This window comes from Nocardioides pinisoli (assembly GCF_024199985.1).
Lineage (GTDB): Bacteria > Actinomycetota > Actinomycetes > Propionibacteriales > Nocardioidaceae > Nocardioides > Nocardioides pinisoli.
Genome location: NZ_JANARS010000005.1, coordinates 1 through 15,079, shown reverse-complemented (window position 1 = coordinate 15,079; position 15,079 = coordinate 1). Strand labels below are relative to the sequence as shown.

Below are 15,079 nucleotides of genomic sequence, written 5' to 3'. Positions count from 1 at the left end.
GCGCGTCACTGCGCCTTGATACCCTGGGCGGCCTTCGCGGCCGTCGTCTCCACCCGGGTGGCTCGCGTCTCCGGCCGCTTGGCCAGCACGATCCAGGTGAGCATGAGCTTCTGCGCGGAGGCCGACCATGAGTCCCAGTGCTCGCGGGAGCCCGGGTGCCGGCTGAAGGCCTCGGCGAGGTCGTCGGGCACGACGCCGTCCTCGACCTCGTCCATCAGGGTCCACGCACCCGACTCCTTGGCCCGCGCCACGGCCGCGGCGCCGGCGGGCTCCATCAGCCCGGCCTCCTCGAGGCGGGCCACCCGTCCCTTGTTGATCCGGGTCCAGAAGCTTCCCGGGCGGCGTGGGGCGAACCACTGCATCGAGCGGTGCTCGTCGAGCGGCTTGACGGTCGAGTCGACCCAGCCGTAGCGCAGCGCCTCGAGGACGGACTCCTCGTAGGAGAACGGCCGGTCGGCAGCCTTGCGCGGGCCCACCAGCCACACGCCCTGCGGCTGCTCGTGGTGCTCGCGCAGCCACGCGCTCCACTCCTCGACGGTCGCCGGCTCGAGCCGCTCCGCGTCGTCCATCACGCCCATGGCCCGATCGTAGGGGCCGCCACCGACACCGGTCCGGCGTACGGCTCGGGGTGGGGAGCGGGGGCTGCGTGGGGTCCGGGGCTGAGGAGTGGGACGGGTTCGAGGGCCGGGCTGACCCGCGGGTAGTGTGGGCCGGGCACAGCGTCGTGCAGTCCCGGACAGACCCTTGCCACTCCACGAGGACCCCGCTGTGAACGCACCCGCCACCCACGCCCGGCCAGTCGTGCTCATCGCCGAAGAGCTGAGCCCCGCCACGATCGAGGCGCTCGGCCCGGACTTCGAGATCCGCAGCTGCAACGGAGCCGACCGCGCCGAGCTCATCCCGGCGATCGCCGACGTCGACGCGATCCTGGTGCGCTCCGCGACCAAGGTCGACGCCGAGGCGCTCGCCGCGGCGCAGCGGCTGAAGGTCGTCGCCCGCGCCGGGGTCGGCCTCGACAACGTCGACGTCAGGGCCGCCACCCAGGCCGGCGTCATGGTCGTCAACGCGCCGACCTCCAACATCGTCAGCGCCGCCGAGCTCGCCGTCGCGCTGATGCTCGCGGCGGCCCGCCACATCAGCCCGGCCCACGCCGCGCTCCGCGGAGGCGAGTGGAAGCGGTCGAAGTACACCGGCATCGAGCTCTACGAGAAGACCGTCGGCATCGTCGGCCTCGGCCGCATCGGCGTCCTCGTCGCCCAGCGCCTCAGCGCCTTCGGCATGAAGGTCATCGCCTACGACCCCTACGTGCAGGCCGGTCGCGCCGCGCAGATGGGCGTACGCCTCGTCGACCTCGACACGCTGCTCGCCGAGTCCGACTTCATGAGCGTCCACCTGCCCAAGACGCCGGAGACGGTCGGCCTGATCGGTGCCGACCAGCTCGCCCGGGCCAAGCGCAGCCTGGTCCTGGTCAACGCCGCCCGCGGCGGGATCGTCGACGAGGCCGCGCTGTTCGACGCCCTCAAGACCGGCCAGATCGCCGCGGCCGGCCTCGACGTCTTCGCGAGCGAGCCCTGCACCGACAGCCCGCTGTTCGAGCTCGAGAACGTCGTCGCCACCCCCCACCTCGGCGCCTCCACCGACGAGGCCCAGGAGAAGGCGGGCGTCGCCGTCGCCCGGTCGGTCCGCCTCGCGCTGGGCGGCGAGCTGGTCCCGGACGCGGTCAACGTGCAGGGCGGGGTCATCGCCGAGGACGTCCGTCCCGGCATCCCGCTCACCGAGAAGCTGGGCCGCGTCTTCACCGCGCTCGCCGGCGAGGTCGCCCAGCAGCTCGACGTGGAGGTCCGCGGCGAGATCACGGAGTACGACGTCAAGGTGCTCGAGCTGGCCGCGCTGAAGGGGGTCTTCGCCGACATCGTCGAGGAGCAGGTCTCCTACGTCAACGCCCCGCTGCTCGCGGCCGAGCGTGGCACCGAGGTGCGCCTGGTGACCGAGGCGGAGAGCCCCGACCACCGCAACCTGATCACGCTGCGCGGCACCCTCGCCGACGGCACCCAGGTGTCGGTCAGCGGGACGCTCGTGGGGCTGGCGCAGAAGGAGCGGCTGGTCGAGGTCAACGGCTTCGACGTCGACATCGAGCCCACCGAGCACCTCGCGTTCTTCACCTACGCCGACCGGCCCGGCATGGTCGGCACCGTCGGCGGGATCCTGGGCGACGCGCAGGTCAACATCGCCGGCATGCAGGTGTCCCGCCAGGGCAAGGGTGGCGAGGCGCTCGTCGCGCTCAGCGTCGACTCGGCGATCCCGGCCGAGACCCTCGCTGAGATCGAGGCCGCCATCGACGCGGTCTCGGTGCGCGCCGCCGACCTGGTCTGAGGCGGTCGCCGCTAGGCGACCATCACCCGCCCGGCAGCGCGACGCGCTGTCGGCCGGGCCGCGTCGGTGGACACGTGCTCCCACGCGGCGGCGAGGCGTCGTACGGCCTCGGTCAGGTCGTCGGGGGAGGCGGTCCAGGGGATCCGGACGAAGCGGTCGAGGCCACCCTCCACCGCGAAGACCGGCCCCGGTGCGACGACCAGCCCGCGGCGCTCGGCCTCGACCGTCGTCGCGGTGCCGAGCGCCTCAGGCAGCTCGCACCAGAGCGCCAGCCCGCCCTCGGGGACCCGGAAGCGCCACGACGGCAGGTGCTCACGGACGGCCGCGACGAGGGCGTCGCGTCCGGTGAGGAGCCGCTCGCGGTGGGCCGGCAGCACCTCGTGGGCGTGATCCAGCAGGTCGGCGAGCACCAGCTGCTCGAAGACCGGCGCGCCCAGGTCGAGGCCGATGCGCGCCTGCAGCAGCCGGTCCATGTCGGCGAGCGGGGCCCGCACCCAGCCCAGGCGCAGCCCGCCCCAGAACGACTTGCTCGCACTGCCGATGGTGATGGCGTCGGGGGCGTGGGCCGCGAGCGGCCGTGGCATGTCGTCGGCCAGGCCCGGTCTCAGGGCGAGCGCCTGGTGGGCCTCGTCGGCGACGACGGTGGTGCGCGTGCGGGCGAGGGCCCGGGCGAGCTCCGCGCGCTGGTCGTCGTCCATCAGCTGCCCGGTCGGGTTCTGGAAGTCGGGGATCAGGTAGGCCAGGCGGGGCGAGGTCTGGCGCAGCGTGGCGGCCAGCTGGTCGAGGTCCCACCCGTCGGGGTCGACCGTCGCGGCGACCAGGCGGGCTCCCGCGTGCCGCACCGCCTGGGTGGCGTTGGGGTAGGTCGGTGACTCGACGACGACCCGCTCGCCCGGGGCGGTGAAGGCCTGCGCCACGACGGACGCCGCCGCGAGTGCCCCGGCCGTCACCATGACCTGCTCGGGCACGGTCGGCAGCCCGCGGGCCTCGTAGGCGGCCGCGATCCGCGCCTGCAGCGCGGGCACGCCGAGCGGGAAGTAGCCCGGGCCGCTCAGGTAGGCCGGCAGCTGCTCGGTCGCGCGCTGGTAGGCCTCGACCAGGCCGGGCGGCGCGGAGTGGGCCGCGCAGTTGAGGTCGATGACGTCCTCGCCGCCGGTGCCCGGCATCAGCGACCGGTCGTGCGCGCGGCGCTGCCCGCCCGGAACGGTGGTGAAGGTGCCGGACCCGCGGCGGGCCTCGGCGTAGCCGGACTCCCGCAGCACCTCGTAGGCGCGGGTCACGGTGCTGCGCGAGACGTCGAGGGCGGCGGTCAGGTCGCGCTCGCTCGGCAGGCGTACGTCGATGCCGATCCGCCCGTCGCCGATCAGGACGCGCAAGCTCTCGGCCAGGCCGAGATAGGCGGGGGAGCGGGGGAACGTGCCGACCAAGGTGGCCACGCGCTGAGCGTGCAGGACGCGGGTCATGCAGGCCACTGTTCCACGATTGGCTATGTCGGACAAGGCCAATCGTGGTCACGATAGGTGCCATGACCCGCACGACCCCGATCCCCGCCGGCAGCCCCGCCGGCACCGCCCTCGCACCCCGCGGCGTCCTCGTCGACCTCGGCCCCCTCGCCCAGCTGCGCGCCGGGCGGCTCGGCCGGCGCCTGCCCCAGCTCTACGTCGGGCTCGTCCTCTACGGCGTCTCGCTGGCGCTGATGGTGCGTGGTGCGATCGGCCTGGCGCCGTGGGACGTGCTGCACTCCGGCTTCGTCCGCCACGTGCCGATGACCCTCGGCCAGGCGGTCGTGCTCTTCAGCTTCGTCGTGCTCGTGCTGTGGATCCCGCTGCGGGAGATGCCGGGGCTCGGCACCATCAGCAACGCCGTCGTCGTGGGTCTGTCCGCCGACGCGACCCTCGCCGTGCTCGTCCGGCCGGACGCGATCGCGGCCCGGCTCGGCCTGATGGCGGGCGGCGTCCTGCTCTGCGGGCTGGCAAGCGCGCTCTACATAGGTGCCCAGCTCGGCCGGGGCCCGCGCGACGGCCTGATGACGGGTCTCGCGCGCCGCACCGGGCTCTCGCTGCGCCTCGTCCGCACCGGACTCGAGGTCTTCGTCGTGGTCGTCGGCCTCCTGCTCGGCGGCGTCCTCGGCGTGGGGACGGTGGTCTACGCGCTCGCGATCGGCCCGCTCACCCAGCTGATGCTGCCCTGGTTCACCGTCGACCTGATGGCCCCGGCGGTCGACTGACTCCGACCACCCGGGCGACCCCGTCGCGGCGCGGGTCGGCGACGGCCTCGAGGTGCCCGTCGGGTCGCGTGAGTGCCGCGCCGACGCCACCGAAGTACATCGACAGCTCGTCCTCGACGCGAACGTCCTCGTCGGGCAGTCCCGCCCGGTGGACGTGCACCCGCGGGTGCGCCACGGCGGCGTGGAGGTCGAGCCCGCCGTTGACGAAGCCGGCCAGGGCGGACACGACGGCCGTGGTGATGCGGTCGGCGCCCGGCGAGCCGATCGCCAGGGTGGACCCGTCGTCGTGGCGTCCGACGACCGGGGCCATGTTGGAGAGCAGGCGCGAGCCGGCGGTCACCTGCCGGGCCGGCGGGTTGAGCTCCTGCTCGCCGAGGCAGTTGTTGAGCCAGATCCCGGTGCCGGCCGCGACCATCCCGGCGCCGTAGCCCGACGACACCGTGAGGGAGCAGGCCGAGCCGTCGGCGTCGGTGACCGACACGTGGGCCGTCGACCCGGACTCGAGCACCGCCCGGTGGTCGGCGTCGACCCGGTCGAGCCAGGCGCGGGACGCGGCCGGGAGGTCGGCAGCGACCTCCAGCACCTCGCGCCGGTGGCCGAGGACCGCGCGCTGCACCCGGACGAGGTGCTCCACGTCGGCGGGTTCCCAGCCGCCCCGGGGCCGGTCCTCGAGCAGCCGCAGCATGGCCGCGAGGACCACGCCGCCGACCGAGGGGGCCGTCGCGGTCGCGAGCCGCCACCCGTGGACGCGGGTGGTCAGCGGCTCGCGGACGACCGGTGCGTACGCCGCCAGGTCGGCGTGGCCGAGGAGCCCGCCGCGGGCGCCGACGTCGGCCGCGATCGCGACGGCGAGGTCGCCCTGGTGGAGGGCGCGCGGGCCCGTGCTCGCGATGTGCTCCAGCGTCGTCGCGAGGTCGGCGACGACGACGCGCTCCTCGGTCAGCCGACCCGTGGAGTCGTGGAGGGCGGCGTGGCTCGCCGGGTCCCACCCGAAGATCGACTCGTGGACGTGGCGCAGGTAGTAGCGCGACGCCGAGCCCAGGGCGAAGCCGCCGCGCGCCACGTCGATCGCCGGTCCGACGAGCTCCGCCCAGGGCAGGCGTCCGTCGCGGGCGTGGGCCTCGCCGAAGGCGGCGAGGGACCCGTGCGTGGCGACCGACCCGGCGCCGATCGTGATGTCCACCCCGCCGCCGTACTCGGTGGAGACGTCCCACGTCCGTGCCGGCGCGGACCCGGCGTCGCGGCCGATGCCGGGCCGGTCCATCCACCCGTCGACCGTGTAGGCCGCTCCGGCCGCCGGCTGCACCGTGACGAAGCCGCCCGAGCTCAGCGAGACGAGCCCCACCTCGGTCACCATCGCGACCAGGGCGGCCGCGATCGCGGCGTCCACTGCCGAGCCGCCCGCACGGGCGATCGCCTCGGCGGCGTCCGCGGCCTCCGGGCTCGGAGCCGCCACGGCGAGAGGTCTCACGGCCGGGCGCGCGCGGGCGCTCAGCGCCGGGTGGCGATGACGGCGGACGCGTCGGCGGCCACCATCACCTCGACCGCCGTGAACCGCTCGTCGGTGAGCCACTGCTCTCGCAGCGTGTCGACGCGGCCGTAGGTGATCGGCGGCCAGGACTCGCACGGGGCGAAGTCGTCGAGCACGACGATGCCGCCGGGCTCGACGAGGTCGATGACGGCGTCGACCCCGACCTCCGACGGCGTGCCGGAGTCGAGGAAGAGCAGCGAGAAGGGGCCGTGCTCGTGCAGGACGCTCCAGTCGGCGGCAAGCACCTCGACCTTCGCGTCGTCGTCGAAGATCTTCGACGCCGCGCCGGCCAGGGACTCGTCGAGCTCCGCGGTGAGGATCCGCGCCCCGTTGCGTACGCCGCTGCGCAGCCACGCGGTGCCGACGCCGCAGCCGGTGCCGAACTCGGCCATCGTGCCGCCCCGCGTCGCGGCGAGGGTCGCGAGGAGGCGACCGGTCTCGTTGCGGCAGAACGCGACGTAGCCGGCCTGGCGGCAGACGTCGAAGGCGCGCTGGACGATGTCGGGGAGATCCGGAGGAGCAGACATGAGGTCGCCGAGTCTGTCATTCCTCGCCCGCGATCCCAGGGGACGGGCCGACGTCTCACGATCTGACACGTTCGTGGAAAACCGGTGTCGCCGACCTGGTGGCGGTCGTACAGTCTGTCCATCATGCGGAGCGTCTTCGTACTCATCGACTGCCGCGGCGAGGCCTGACAGAGAGGCCACCTCGTCGCGGTGTTCGGCGTGACGAGGTTCCGCCCCCCGGCCTTTCGCCCCTCCGCTGAGCATCAGCTCAGCCGAGCTCGAAGCCACCGCCTTCGCGGCGGGTCCGTCGCAGTCCTGCGCGACCCGCACGCTCGTCGGCCGGCAGCCGGGCCCGGGCGATCCCCGACGTCCTGCTTCCCCCACCCGCCGCGGTGTCGGCGGCTTCGGGCTCACCCCGACCAGTCATCCAGGAGTGAGACCCATGTACGAGATGTACCCCGACACCTGGGGCCCCGCGGCCCACGACCCGGAGAACCCGCGCAGCGCCGAGAACACGGCGGTCGCCGTCCAGCGGGCGCTTGACCTACGAGACGGCGGCGGCCAGCGTCCGGACGACAACTAACGTTCGCCGCATGCCTGACCCATCCCAGACCGCAGCAGTCCGCGACACCGACAGCCCGACCCTCGCCGTCATCCCCGGCGACGGCATCGGGCCGGAGGTGACGGCCGAGGCCCTCAAGGTCCTCGAGGTCGCCTCGCCGGTGAAGTTCTCGCCGACGCGCTACGACCTGGGCGCCGAGCGCTACCTCGCCACCGGCGAGGTGCTGCCCGACTCGGTGCTCGCGGAGATCCGCCAGCACGACGCGATCCTGCTGGGCGCCGTGGGTGGCAAGCCCAACGACCCGAACCTGCCTCCCGGCATCCTCGAGCGCGGGCTGCTCCTGCGCCTGCGCTTCGAGCTCGACCACTACGTCAACCTCCGTCCGTCGCGGCTCTTCCCGGGCTCGGTCTCACCCCTGGCCGACCACGTCCTGAGCAAGGGCGACATCGACTTCGTCGTCGTGCGCGAGGGCACCGAGGGCCCCTACACGGGCAACGGCGGCGCCCTCCGCGTCGGCACACCGGCGGAGGTGGCGACCGAGGTGTCGGTCAACACGGCCTACGGCGTCGAGCGGGTGATCCGCGACGCCTTCGCCCGCGCCGAGAAGCGGCCGCGCAAGAAGCTCACGCTGGTCCACAAGACCAACGTGCTGGTCAACGCGGGCTCGCTGTGGTGGCGGCTCTTCGAGTCCGTCGCCGCCGAGCACCCGGACGTGACCACCGACTACATCCACATCGACGCGGCCATGATCTTCATGGCCACCGACCCCGCCCGCTTCGACGTGATCGTCACCGACAACCTCTTCGGCGACATCATCACCGACCTCGCCGCCGCCATCACCGGTGGCATCGGGCTGGCCGCCTCCGGCAACGTCAACCCCGACCGGACGGCCCCGTCGATGTTCGAGCCCGTCCACGGCTCGGCCCCCGACATCGCCGGGCAGCAGAAGGCCGACCCGACCGCCGCGATCCTCTCCGGCGCGCTGCTGCTCGACCACCTCGGCCACGCCGAGGCGGCGGCCGCGATCGAGGCGGCCGTGCTGGCCGACCTCACCGAGCGCGACCCCGGCACGAGTCGTCGTACGAGCGAGGTCGGGGACGCCATCGCCGCCCGCCTCTGAGGCGCACCCGAGCCAGACCTGAGTAGGTTGACCCCATGCAGATCAGCACGACCGCCAACCCCACGCCCGTCGACGACGCCAGGCTCGCGGAGATCCTCGCGAACCCCGGGTTCGGGCAGCACTTCACCGACCACATGCTCACGGTCGAGTGGACGCCCGAGGACGGGTGGCACGCCGCGCGCATCGAGCCCTACGGCCCGCTGACGCTCGACCCGGCGACGGCGGTCCTGCACTACGCGCAGGAGACCTTCGAGGGGATGAAGGCCTACCGGCACGGCGACGGCTCGATCTGGACCTTCCGGCCCGAGCAGAACGCCGCGCGGATGGTGCGCTCCTCGCAGCGCCTCGCCTTCCCCGAGCTGCCGGTCGAGGACTTCGTGGCCTGCGTCGACGAGCTGGTGCGGGCCGACCAGCGCTGGGTGCCCGAGAACTCGTCAGACCAGGGCCAGGGCGAGAAGTCGCTCTACCTGCGTCCCTTCATGTTCGCCTCCGAGGTCTTCCTCGGCGTCCGGCCGGCCCAGCACGTGACGTTCATGGTCATCGCCTCGCCCGCGGGGGCCTACTTCAAGGGCGGCGTCACGCCGGTCAACCTGTGGCTGTCGGAGACCTTCACGCGCGCCGGCCGCGGCGGCATGGGCGCGGCCAAGACCGGCGGCAACTACGCCGCGTCGCTCGCCGCCCAGCGCGAGGCGATCGAGAAGGGCTGCGACCAGGTCGTCTTCCTCGACGACCAGGAGTTCCGCTACATCGAGGAGCTCGGCGGGATGAACCTCTTCTTCGTCCACGCCGACGGCCACATCGTCACCCCCGAGACCGGCACGATCCTCGAGGGCATCACCCGCGCCTCGATCATCGAGCTGGCCGGCAAGCTCGGCCACGCGGTCGAGGAGCGGAAGTTCTCCATCGACGAGTGGCGCGACGGCGTCGCGTCGGGCGAGATCACCGAGATCTTCGCGTGCGGCACGGCCGCTGTCGTGACCCCGGTCGGGGAGCTGCGCTCGCCGCAGGGCGTCACGCCCGCACCTGCCAGCACCGACCTCACCATGCAGATCCGCGAGGCGCTCGTCGGCATGCAGTTCGGGCGTGCCGAGGACACCTTCGGCTGGATGCACCGCGTGGTGTGAGCGAGGACCAGTCCTCCTGCCAGGGCTCCGCCGCGTTCGAAGCGCAGAGCTCGCGGTCATTGCGCGACTTCATCCGGACCGAGTCCGGCTCGGCGGGCATGCTCGTGGTCGCCGCGCTCGTCGCGCTGGTGTGGGCCAACTCGCCCTGGTCACAGGCCTACGTGGACCTCTGGCACACCGAGGTGTCCGTCAGCTTCGGTGACGGCGGCCTGACGATGGACCTGCACCACTGGATCAACGACGGCCTCATGGTCGTCTTCTTCTTCGTCATCGGCCTCGAGGTGCGCAAGGAGTTCGCCATCGGCGAGCTCGTCGACCGCAGTCGCGTCGTGGTGCCGCTCGTCGCGGGCGTCACGGGCATGCTCGTGCCGGCCGCGATCTTCCTCGCCCTCAACCCGTCCGGCGAGGCCGCGGCCGGCTGGGGTGCGGTCATCGGCACCGACACCGCCTTCCTGCTCGGCGTGATGGCGCTGGTGGGTCCCGCCGTCTCAACCCAGCTGCGGATCTTCCTGCTGACCCTGACGGTCATCGACGACATCGTGGCGGTCAGCGTCATCGGCGTCGTCTACTCCGACGACCTCTCCCTCGGCGCGCTCGCCGTCGCCGGCGCCTGCCTGCTCGTGCTGGTCGGGCTCGGCCGCGCGGGCGTGTGGCAGGCGACGCCCTACGTGCTGGTCGTGCTGGTCCTGTGGGTCGCCACGCTCGAGTCGGGCGTGCACGCCTCGATCGCCGGGATGCTCAGCGGCCTGCTCGTCCCCGCCCTCGACCCGCGCCGATCCGACGTCGAGGACGCGGCGCGCAGCTTCCGCGCCTTCCGGCAGTCCCCGATGCCCGGGGTGCAGCGCGTGGCACGGCGGTCGCTGACCCGAGCCATCTCGGTCAACGAGCGCCTGCAGGAGGCGCTGCACACCCCGACCAGCCACGTCGTCGTACCGGTCTTCGCGCTCGCCAACGCCGGGGTGGACCTGCGCGACGGCGTCCTCGCCGACGCGCTCGGCTCGCGGATGATGTGGGGCATCGTGCTCGGCCTCGTCGTCGGCAAGGCGCTCGGCATCTTCGCCGGCGCCTGGACCAGCGTCCGGCTGGGATGGGGACGGCTGCCCCAGGGGGTCGGCCTGGGCCACACCCTGGCCGGTGGCGCCCTCTCCGGCATCGGCTTCACGGTGTCGCTGCTCATCATCAGCCTCGCCTTCGAGTCCTCCCGGTTGCAGGACGAGGCGCGGGTGGGGGTGCTGCTCGCCGCGGCGCTCGCGAGCCTCGCCGGCTGGCTCGCCTTCCGCTTCGCCGCCCGCTTGCTCGGCCAGCGCGACGCGGCGCTGCCGACGCACCTCAGCCGGCCGGTCGACCCCGCCCGCGACCACATCGCCGGCCCGGTCGACGCGCCGCTGACGCTGGTGGAGTACCTCGACTTCGAGTGCCCCTTCTGCGCCCGCGTCAGCGGGGTCGGCAAGGAGCTGCGCGCCCACTTCGGAGACCGCCTGCGCTACGTCACCCGCCACCTGCCGCTGCCGGTCCACCCGCACGCCGAGCTGGCCGCCCTGGGCGCCGAGGCCGCCGCGCGCCAGGGGCGCTACTGGGACATGCACGACGTCCTCTTCGCCCACCAGGACGAGCTCGAGCTGGAGGACCTCGTCGGCTACGCGGCCGGCCTGGATCTCGACGTCGAGGCCTTCCTGCGCGACCTCGACGACGACGACCTCGCCCGCCACGTCGCCCACGACGTCGCCTCGGCCGAGGAGAGCGGCGTGCGCGGGACCCCGACCTTCTTCATCGGCGACACCCGCCACATCGGTCCCCACGACGCCCTGACCCTCATCGCGGCGCTCGAGTCGTCGACGCCGGCGGCTCGGCCGATCGGCTGACCCACGCCGGCCTGCGGGCCGATGCGTCGTACGTCCGGCGCCGCGAGGCTCGTGGGCATGACGACGACCATCGCGTCCGACCGGACCGACCCGCACCCGGCCCGCCCCCGTCGCCGCCGCGAGTGGTGGATCGCCGCGAGCCTGCTGGCACTCACGTTCGTGCCGGTGGCCGCGGGCGCCGCCCGGCTCGTGGACCTCTCATCCGGACGGACGAGCGAGAACGCCCGCTTCTTCGACCTCCCGGTCCCCATCGTGGTCCACATCCTCGGCGCGACGACCTTCTGCGTGCTGGGTGCCTTCCAGTTCGTGCCGTCCCTGCGTCGCCGGCGTCCTCGGTGGCACCGGTGGAGCGGGCGGGTCCTCGTCCCCGCCGGCCTCGCCGCCGCAGTGAGCGGGCTGGTGATGGCGGTCTCCGACGACCTGCCCGTCCACGACAACGCCGCGCTCATGTGGCTCCGCCTGTTCTTCGGCACGCTCATGGCGGTCGGGCTCGTCCTCGGCCTCGCTGCGATCCGCGCCCACGACGTGCGCGCCCATCAGCGGTGGATGGCCAGGTCGTACGCCGTCGCGCAGGGCGCGGGCACGCAGGCGCTCGTCCTCGGACCGATGATGCTGTTCGTCGACCAGCCGGGCAGCGACCTCAAGGCGGCCGGGATGGGGTTCGCGTGGGTGCTCAACCTCGCCGTCGCGGAGTGGCTGGTGCGGCGGAGCCAGTCGGGCGGCCAGTCGGACAGCCGCCCCGGTCAGTCGAGGCGCCGGGTCTGGTAGGCCCAGAGCGCGAGCTCCACGCGGTTGCGCACGCCCAGCTTGGCCATGAGCGAGCCGAGGTGGGTCTTGACGGTGCTGAGCGAGATGTAGAGCTCAGCGGCGACCTCGTGGTTGGTCAGGCCGCGGGCCACGGCGACCAGCACCTGCTCCTCGCGCTCCGTCAGGGGTGTCACGGGCTGCGGGGGAGTGTCGCGACCGGCGAAGGTGCGCAGCAGGCGCGTGGTCACCGTCGGGGCGATCAGCGACCCGCCGTCCGCCGCCGCGCGCACCGCGTGGGTGAGCAGCTGCGGCCCGCAGTCCTTGAGCAGGAAGCCGCGCGCCCCGGCGAGGAGCGCCCCGTAGACGTAGTCGTCGAGGTCGAAGGTGGTCACCACGACCACCGCCATCGGGTCGGCGACGTCGGGTCCGGCCAGTGCCCGCGTGGCCTCGATGCCGTTGAGCCGGGGCATGCGGATGTCGAGCAGGCACACGTCGGGACGCAGCGCCCGCGCCTGCTCGACGGCGTCCTGCCCGTCGACGGCCGTGGCGACGACCTCGATGCCCTCTTGGGCGCCGAGGATCATCGCGAGCCCGGTGCGGACGATCTCCTGGTCGTCGGCGACCAGCACGCGCAGCGTCATCGGACCTCCAGCGGGAGTCGTGCGGTGACGCGCCACCCGTCGAGCGGGGCTCGCGGCCCCGCCTCGAGGTGCCCGCCGAGCAGGGTGGCGCGCTCGGTCATGCCGATGATGCCGAAGCCGTCGCCGCTGCCGGTCGAGCCGCGCCCGTCGTCGGTGACCTCGAGCTCCACGCCGTCCTGCTGCCGGACGACCCGGACCTGCACGAGGGTGGCGTCGCGGGCGTGCCGGCGCGCGTTGGCGACGGCCTCCTGGGCGATGCGCTGCAGGGCGGCGGCGATCGTGGGGGACAGGTCGTCGAGGTCGTCGTCGACCGCGACCGCCACCACCGGTCCCGGCCCGCCGCTGGCCAGGCCGCGGAGGTCCGCCAGCGGCCGCTCGCGCGGGTCGTCCTCGGTGCGGAGCACGCGCAGCACCTTCCGGGTCTCCGCCAGCGTGCGCGTCGCCTCCTCGTCGATGCGGCGCAGGGCGTCCGTGGCGGCGCCGGGCTCACGCTCGGCGACCGCCAGGCCGGCCTGCGCGCTGATCGCGATGGCCGTGAGGTGGTGGGCGACCGTGTCGTGGAGGTCGCGGGCGAGGCGCTCCCGCTCGTCACGGCGTACGTCGTCGAGCTGGCGCGTGTGGAGCATGGACCGCGCCCGCACGGCGATGCCCAGCGCGACGGCCGCCACGATGACCGAGATGCCGCCGATCCGGTCCCCGGTGGGCAGGTCCTGGGTGTACAAGGATGTGGCGGCGACCATCGCGAAGAGGGCGAGACCCAGCACGGCGTCCTTGCCCGTGGCCCACCGCACGAGCGAGTAGGGGATCAGCAGCGCCACAATGGCGGTCCCGAGGTCGGCGGGAGCGCTGCCGGTCGTCCACTCGACCACTCCCAGTGCGGCCGCCACGACGACGAACGTCCCCGCGGTGACGAGGGGCATCGTGCGTCGCACCAGGAGGGACGGCAGCCAGACGAGGAACGCCGCGAGCCCGAGCCAGCGACCGTCCAGGTCAGGGTTGACCAGCACCACCTCGACCACGGCCAGCACAGCCACGGCCGCGACGAAGGCGTGGTCGATCCGTCCGGGTGGGCGGGCGCCCGGTGCCGCGGGCAGCCGCCACACGGACAGGGCCAGTGAACGGACGCGGGTGAGCACGGATGCACGCTAGTGCGTGGTGGCTGGCTCTCGGATCGGCCGGATGGCCGAGTGGTCACGCGCGTACGGCGTCGGCGCGATCCCGGGCGCGTTCCTTGCGCGCGTTCAGCGCTCCCGGGGTGTCGATGCCTCCACGATCCTGCGGATGTCCCAGATGTGGTGGTAGGCGTCGTGGCAGTTGTTGCGCGCGACATCCTCCGCACGCTGCACGCCCCGCGTCGCGTGTCGCAGCTCGACGCCCTCGTGCAGCGCTGCCTCGATCACGTCCGCCCATCGCTCGGCGGCGCTGCTCGCCGACCACAGCGCGACCTCGAGCGGGATGGACGCATAGCCCCTGGCGTCGGCGAGCGCATCGGGGTCGTAGCCGGCCACCTCGGGCCGCCCCGCCAGACGTGCGGCCTGGACGCGTTCGGACCACTGGCGGAGGTTGTCGCCGACGTGGGCGACGTAGGCGGCAACCGACCAGCCGTCGACTTGTTCCTCGCCCGTCAGGGAACAGGTTGTTTCCCGCGCCCGTCCCCCGAAACCACGCACCCATGAGACGGCCTCCGGCGGGGTGATCGACCAGCGGAAGCCACACTGCCGGCACGGCTCTCCGAACAACGCTGCTCCCCACGGCTCCACGAGGCCCACACTAGGTCCGGAGCGTCGGACGTCGAGCGGTCTCGTCGAAGCAGACGACGTCGCTGATCGGCGTACGTCGCCTTGAGCGGTCCCTTCTGGGGCTTGTGAGTGCCCACGCGTCGCCGCGTCCTCGAGGGCCGGGCGGTGACGATTCCACCGGCAGCGGACAAAGGGGCGCGAGCTGTCGTCCTCGGGTCCTCCGGCGGGACGGCTCGGGGGATCGCCGCGTCTCAAGAGAAGTCGTCGCTGGTGTCGTGACCCCGCCGGCCGCAGCCGGCGCCGCGTTGCTGGACCGGGACGTGCCTGTGGCCCCGCTACCTGGTGGGTGGCGGGGTGCGGGGCGGGGTCATCGTCGGCGGGGTCGCGGGATGACGGGCGGATCCGGCGGGGCGCCCGACTTCGTGATCGTTGGGTCGATCGAGCTCGTGCCGGTGTGGTCGCGTCGGTAGCCGTGCCCGTGAGGGCTGGTCCACTCGAAGACCCCGGGCGCGACCATCTCGTACCGCCAGGCCGAGTGCGTCTTCAGCCGGTGGTGGGAGCGGCACAGGCAGGCCAGGTTCCAGGTGGCGGTGGGTCCGGGTTGGGGTCGGCCTTCGGCTTCGGCGTCGGGGTCGTGGGGGATGACG

The 15,079-nt window shown here is 73.4% G+C and carries 14 protein-coding genes and 1 pseudogene; 7 read left to right on the top strand and 8 right to left on the bottom strand.

The annotated features are described in order from the left end of the window. Positions 1-5: 5 nt before the first annotated feature. A complete protein-coding gene (locus NCI01_RS11815; RefSeq protein ID WP_254181691.1) occupies positions 6-578 on the bottom strand; it encodes a YdeI/OmpD-associated family protein in 573 nt (190 codons plus the stop codon). Positions 579-768: 190 nt separating this feature from the next. Between NCI01_RS11815 and serA the strand changes: the two genes are divergently transcribed. Continuing rightward, a complete protein-coding gene (serA, locus tag NCI01_RS11810) occupies positions 769-2,373 on the top strand; it encodes a phosphoglycerate dehydrogenase (protein ID WP_254181690.1) in 1,605 nt (534 codons plus the stop codon). An 11-nt stretch (positions 2,374-2,384) separates the two neighbouring features. Here serA and yczR read toward each other — a convergent pair whose 3' ends face one another. Further along, a complete protein-coding gene (gene yczR, locus NCI01_RS11805) occupies positions 2,385-3,809 on the bottom strand; it encodes a MocR-like transcription factor YczR (RefSeq protein WP_254181689.1) in 1,425 nt (474 codons plus the stop codon). An 89-nt stretch (positions 3,810-3,898) separates the two neighbouring features. Here yczR and yczE point away from each other — a divergent pair, with 89 nt between their 5' ends. Next, positions 3,899-4,600, top strand: coding sequence for a membrane protein YczE (gene yczE, locus NCI01_RS11800; protein ID WP_254181688.1), 702 nt, complete (start codon positions 3,899-3,901; stop codon positions 4,598-4,600). On the opposite strand, the gene NCI01_RS11795 is transcribed toward yczE, so the two are convergent. Both NCI01_RS11795 and NCI01_RS11790 read right to left on the bottom strand, forming a co-directional pair. Next, entirely contained in the window at positions 4,566-6,056 is a 1,491-nt protein-coding gene (locus NCI01_RS11795; protein ID WP_254181687.1) for a gamma-glutamyltransferase, read from the bottom strand. The genes yczE and NCI01_RS11795 overlap by 35 nt on opposite strands. 35 nt (positions 6,057-6,091) lie before the next feature. Continuing rightward, on the bottom strand, positions 6,092-6,658 hold the full coding sequence (locus NCI01_RS11790; protein WP_254181686.1) for an O-methyltransferase: 567 nt from the start codon (positions 6,656-6,658) through the stop codon (positions 6,092-6,094). Positions 6,659-7,079: 421 nt separating this feature from the next. Here NCI01_RS11790 and NCI01_RS11785 point away from each other — a divergent pair, with 421 nt between their 5' ends. Genes NCI01_RS11785 through NCI01_RS11765 form a run of 5 tightly spaced genes read left to right on the top strand, consistent with a single transcriptional unit; the run spans position 7,080 to position 12,073 of the window. Then, on the top strand, positions 7,080-7,220 hold the full coding sequence (locus NCI01_RS11785; protein WP_254181685.1) for a hypothetical protein: 141 nt from the start codon (positions 7,080-7,082) through the stop codon (positions 7,218-7,220). A gap of 10 nt (positions 7,221-7,230) precedes the next feature. Then, on the top strand, positions 7,231-8,319 hold the full coding sequence (locus tag NCI01_RS11780; RefSeq protein ID WP_254181684.1) for a 3-isopropylmalate dehydrogenase: 1,089 nt from the start codon (positions 7,231-7,233) through the stop codon (positions 8,317-8,319). 35 nt (positions 8,320-8,354) lie between these two features. After that, on the top strand, positions 8,355-9,443 hold the full coding sequence (locus NCI01_RS11775) for a branched-chain amino acid aminotransferase (RefSeq protein ID WP_254181683.1): 1,089 nt from the start codon (positions 8,355-8,357) through the stop codon (positions 9,441-9,443). Beyond that, positions 9,440-11,305, top strand: coding sequence for a Na+/H+ antiporter NhaA (gene nhaA, locus NCI01_RS11770; protein ID WP_254181682.1), 1,866 nt, complete (start codon positions 9,440-9,442; stop codon positions 11,303-11,305). The genes NCI01_RS11775 and nhaA overlap by 4 nt, the downstream gene beginning before the upstream one ends. A gap of 57 nt (positions 11,306-11,362) precedes the next feature. Then, positions 11,363-12,073: a DUF2306 domain-containing protein gene (locus NCI01_RS11765; RefSeq protein ID WP_254181681.1), complete on the top strand. Its 711-nt coding sequence runs from the start codon at positions 11,363-11,365 to the stop codon at positions 12,071-12,073. On the opposite strand, the gene NCI01_RS11760 is transcribed toward NCI01_RS11765, so the two are convergent. From NCI01_RS11760 to NCI01_RS11745, 4 genes and pseudogenes are all read right to left on the bottom strand, one after another. After that, positions 12,049-12,693, bottom strand: a complete 645-nt coding sequence (locus NCI01_RS11760) for a response regulator (RefSeq protein WP_254181680.1) — start codon at positions 12,691-12,693, stop codon at positions 12,049-12,051. The genes NCI01_RS11765 and NCI01_RS11760 overlap by 25 nt on opposite strands. Then, positions 12,690-13,829: a sensor histidine kinase gene (locus NCI01_RS22760; protein ID WP_254181679.1), complete on the bottom strand. Its 1,140-nt coding sequence runs from the start codon at positions 13,827-13,829 to the stop codon at positions 12,690-12,692. Before NCI01_RS22760 ends, NCI01_RS11760 begins: the two co-directional genes overlap by 4 nt. Before the next feature lie 105 nt (positions 13,830-13,934). Next, the gene (locus tag NCI01_RS11750) at positions 13,935-14,453 is read right to left on the bottom strand and encodes a hypothetical protein (protein ID WP_254181678.1); all 519 of its coding nucleotides are present in this window, start codon (positions 14,451-14,453) and stop codon (positions 13,935-13,937) included. A 346-nt stretch (positions 14,454-14,799) separates the two neighbouring features. Continuing rightward, a pseudogene (locus NCI01_RS11745) lies at positions 14,800-15,079 on the bottom strand (hypothetical protein); the annotation flags it as partial.

Bases quoted from the DNA above. Each gene is read 5' to 3' on its own strand.
- NCI01_RS11815 (WP_254181691.1), bottom strand. From the start codon at position 578: ATGGGCGTGATGGACGACGCGGAGCGGCTCGAGCCGGCGACCGTCGAG.
- yczE (WP_254181688.1), top strand. From the start codon at position 3,899: ATGACCCGCACGACCCCGATCCCCGCCGGCAGCCCCGCCGGCACCGCC.
- NCI01_RS11790 (WP_254181686.1), bottom strand. From the start codon at position 6,658: ATGTCTGCTCCTCCGGATCTCCCCGACATCGTCCAGCGCGCCTTCGAC.
- NCI01_RS11785 (WP_254181685.1), top strand. From the start codon at position 7,080: ATGTACGAGATGTACCCCGACACCTGGGGCCCCGCGGCCCACGACCCG.
- NCI01_RS11780 (WP_254181684.1), top strand. From the start codon at position 7,231: ATGCCTGACCCATCCCAGACCGCAGCAGTCCGCGACACCGACAGCCCG.
- NCI01_RS11775 (WP_254181683.1), top strand. From the start codon at position 8,355: ATGCAGATCAGCACGACCGCCAACCCCACGCCCGTCGACGACGCCAGG.
- NCI01_RS11765 (WP_254181681.1), top strand. From the start codon at position 11,363: ATGACGACGACCATCGCGTCCGACCGGACCGACCCGCACCCGGCCCGC.
- NCI01_RS11760 (WP_254181680.1), bottom strand. From the start codon at position 12,693: ATGACGCTGCGCGTGCTGGTCGCCGACGACCAGGAGATCGTCCGCACC.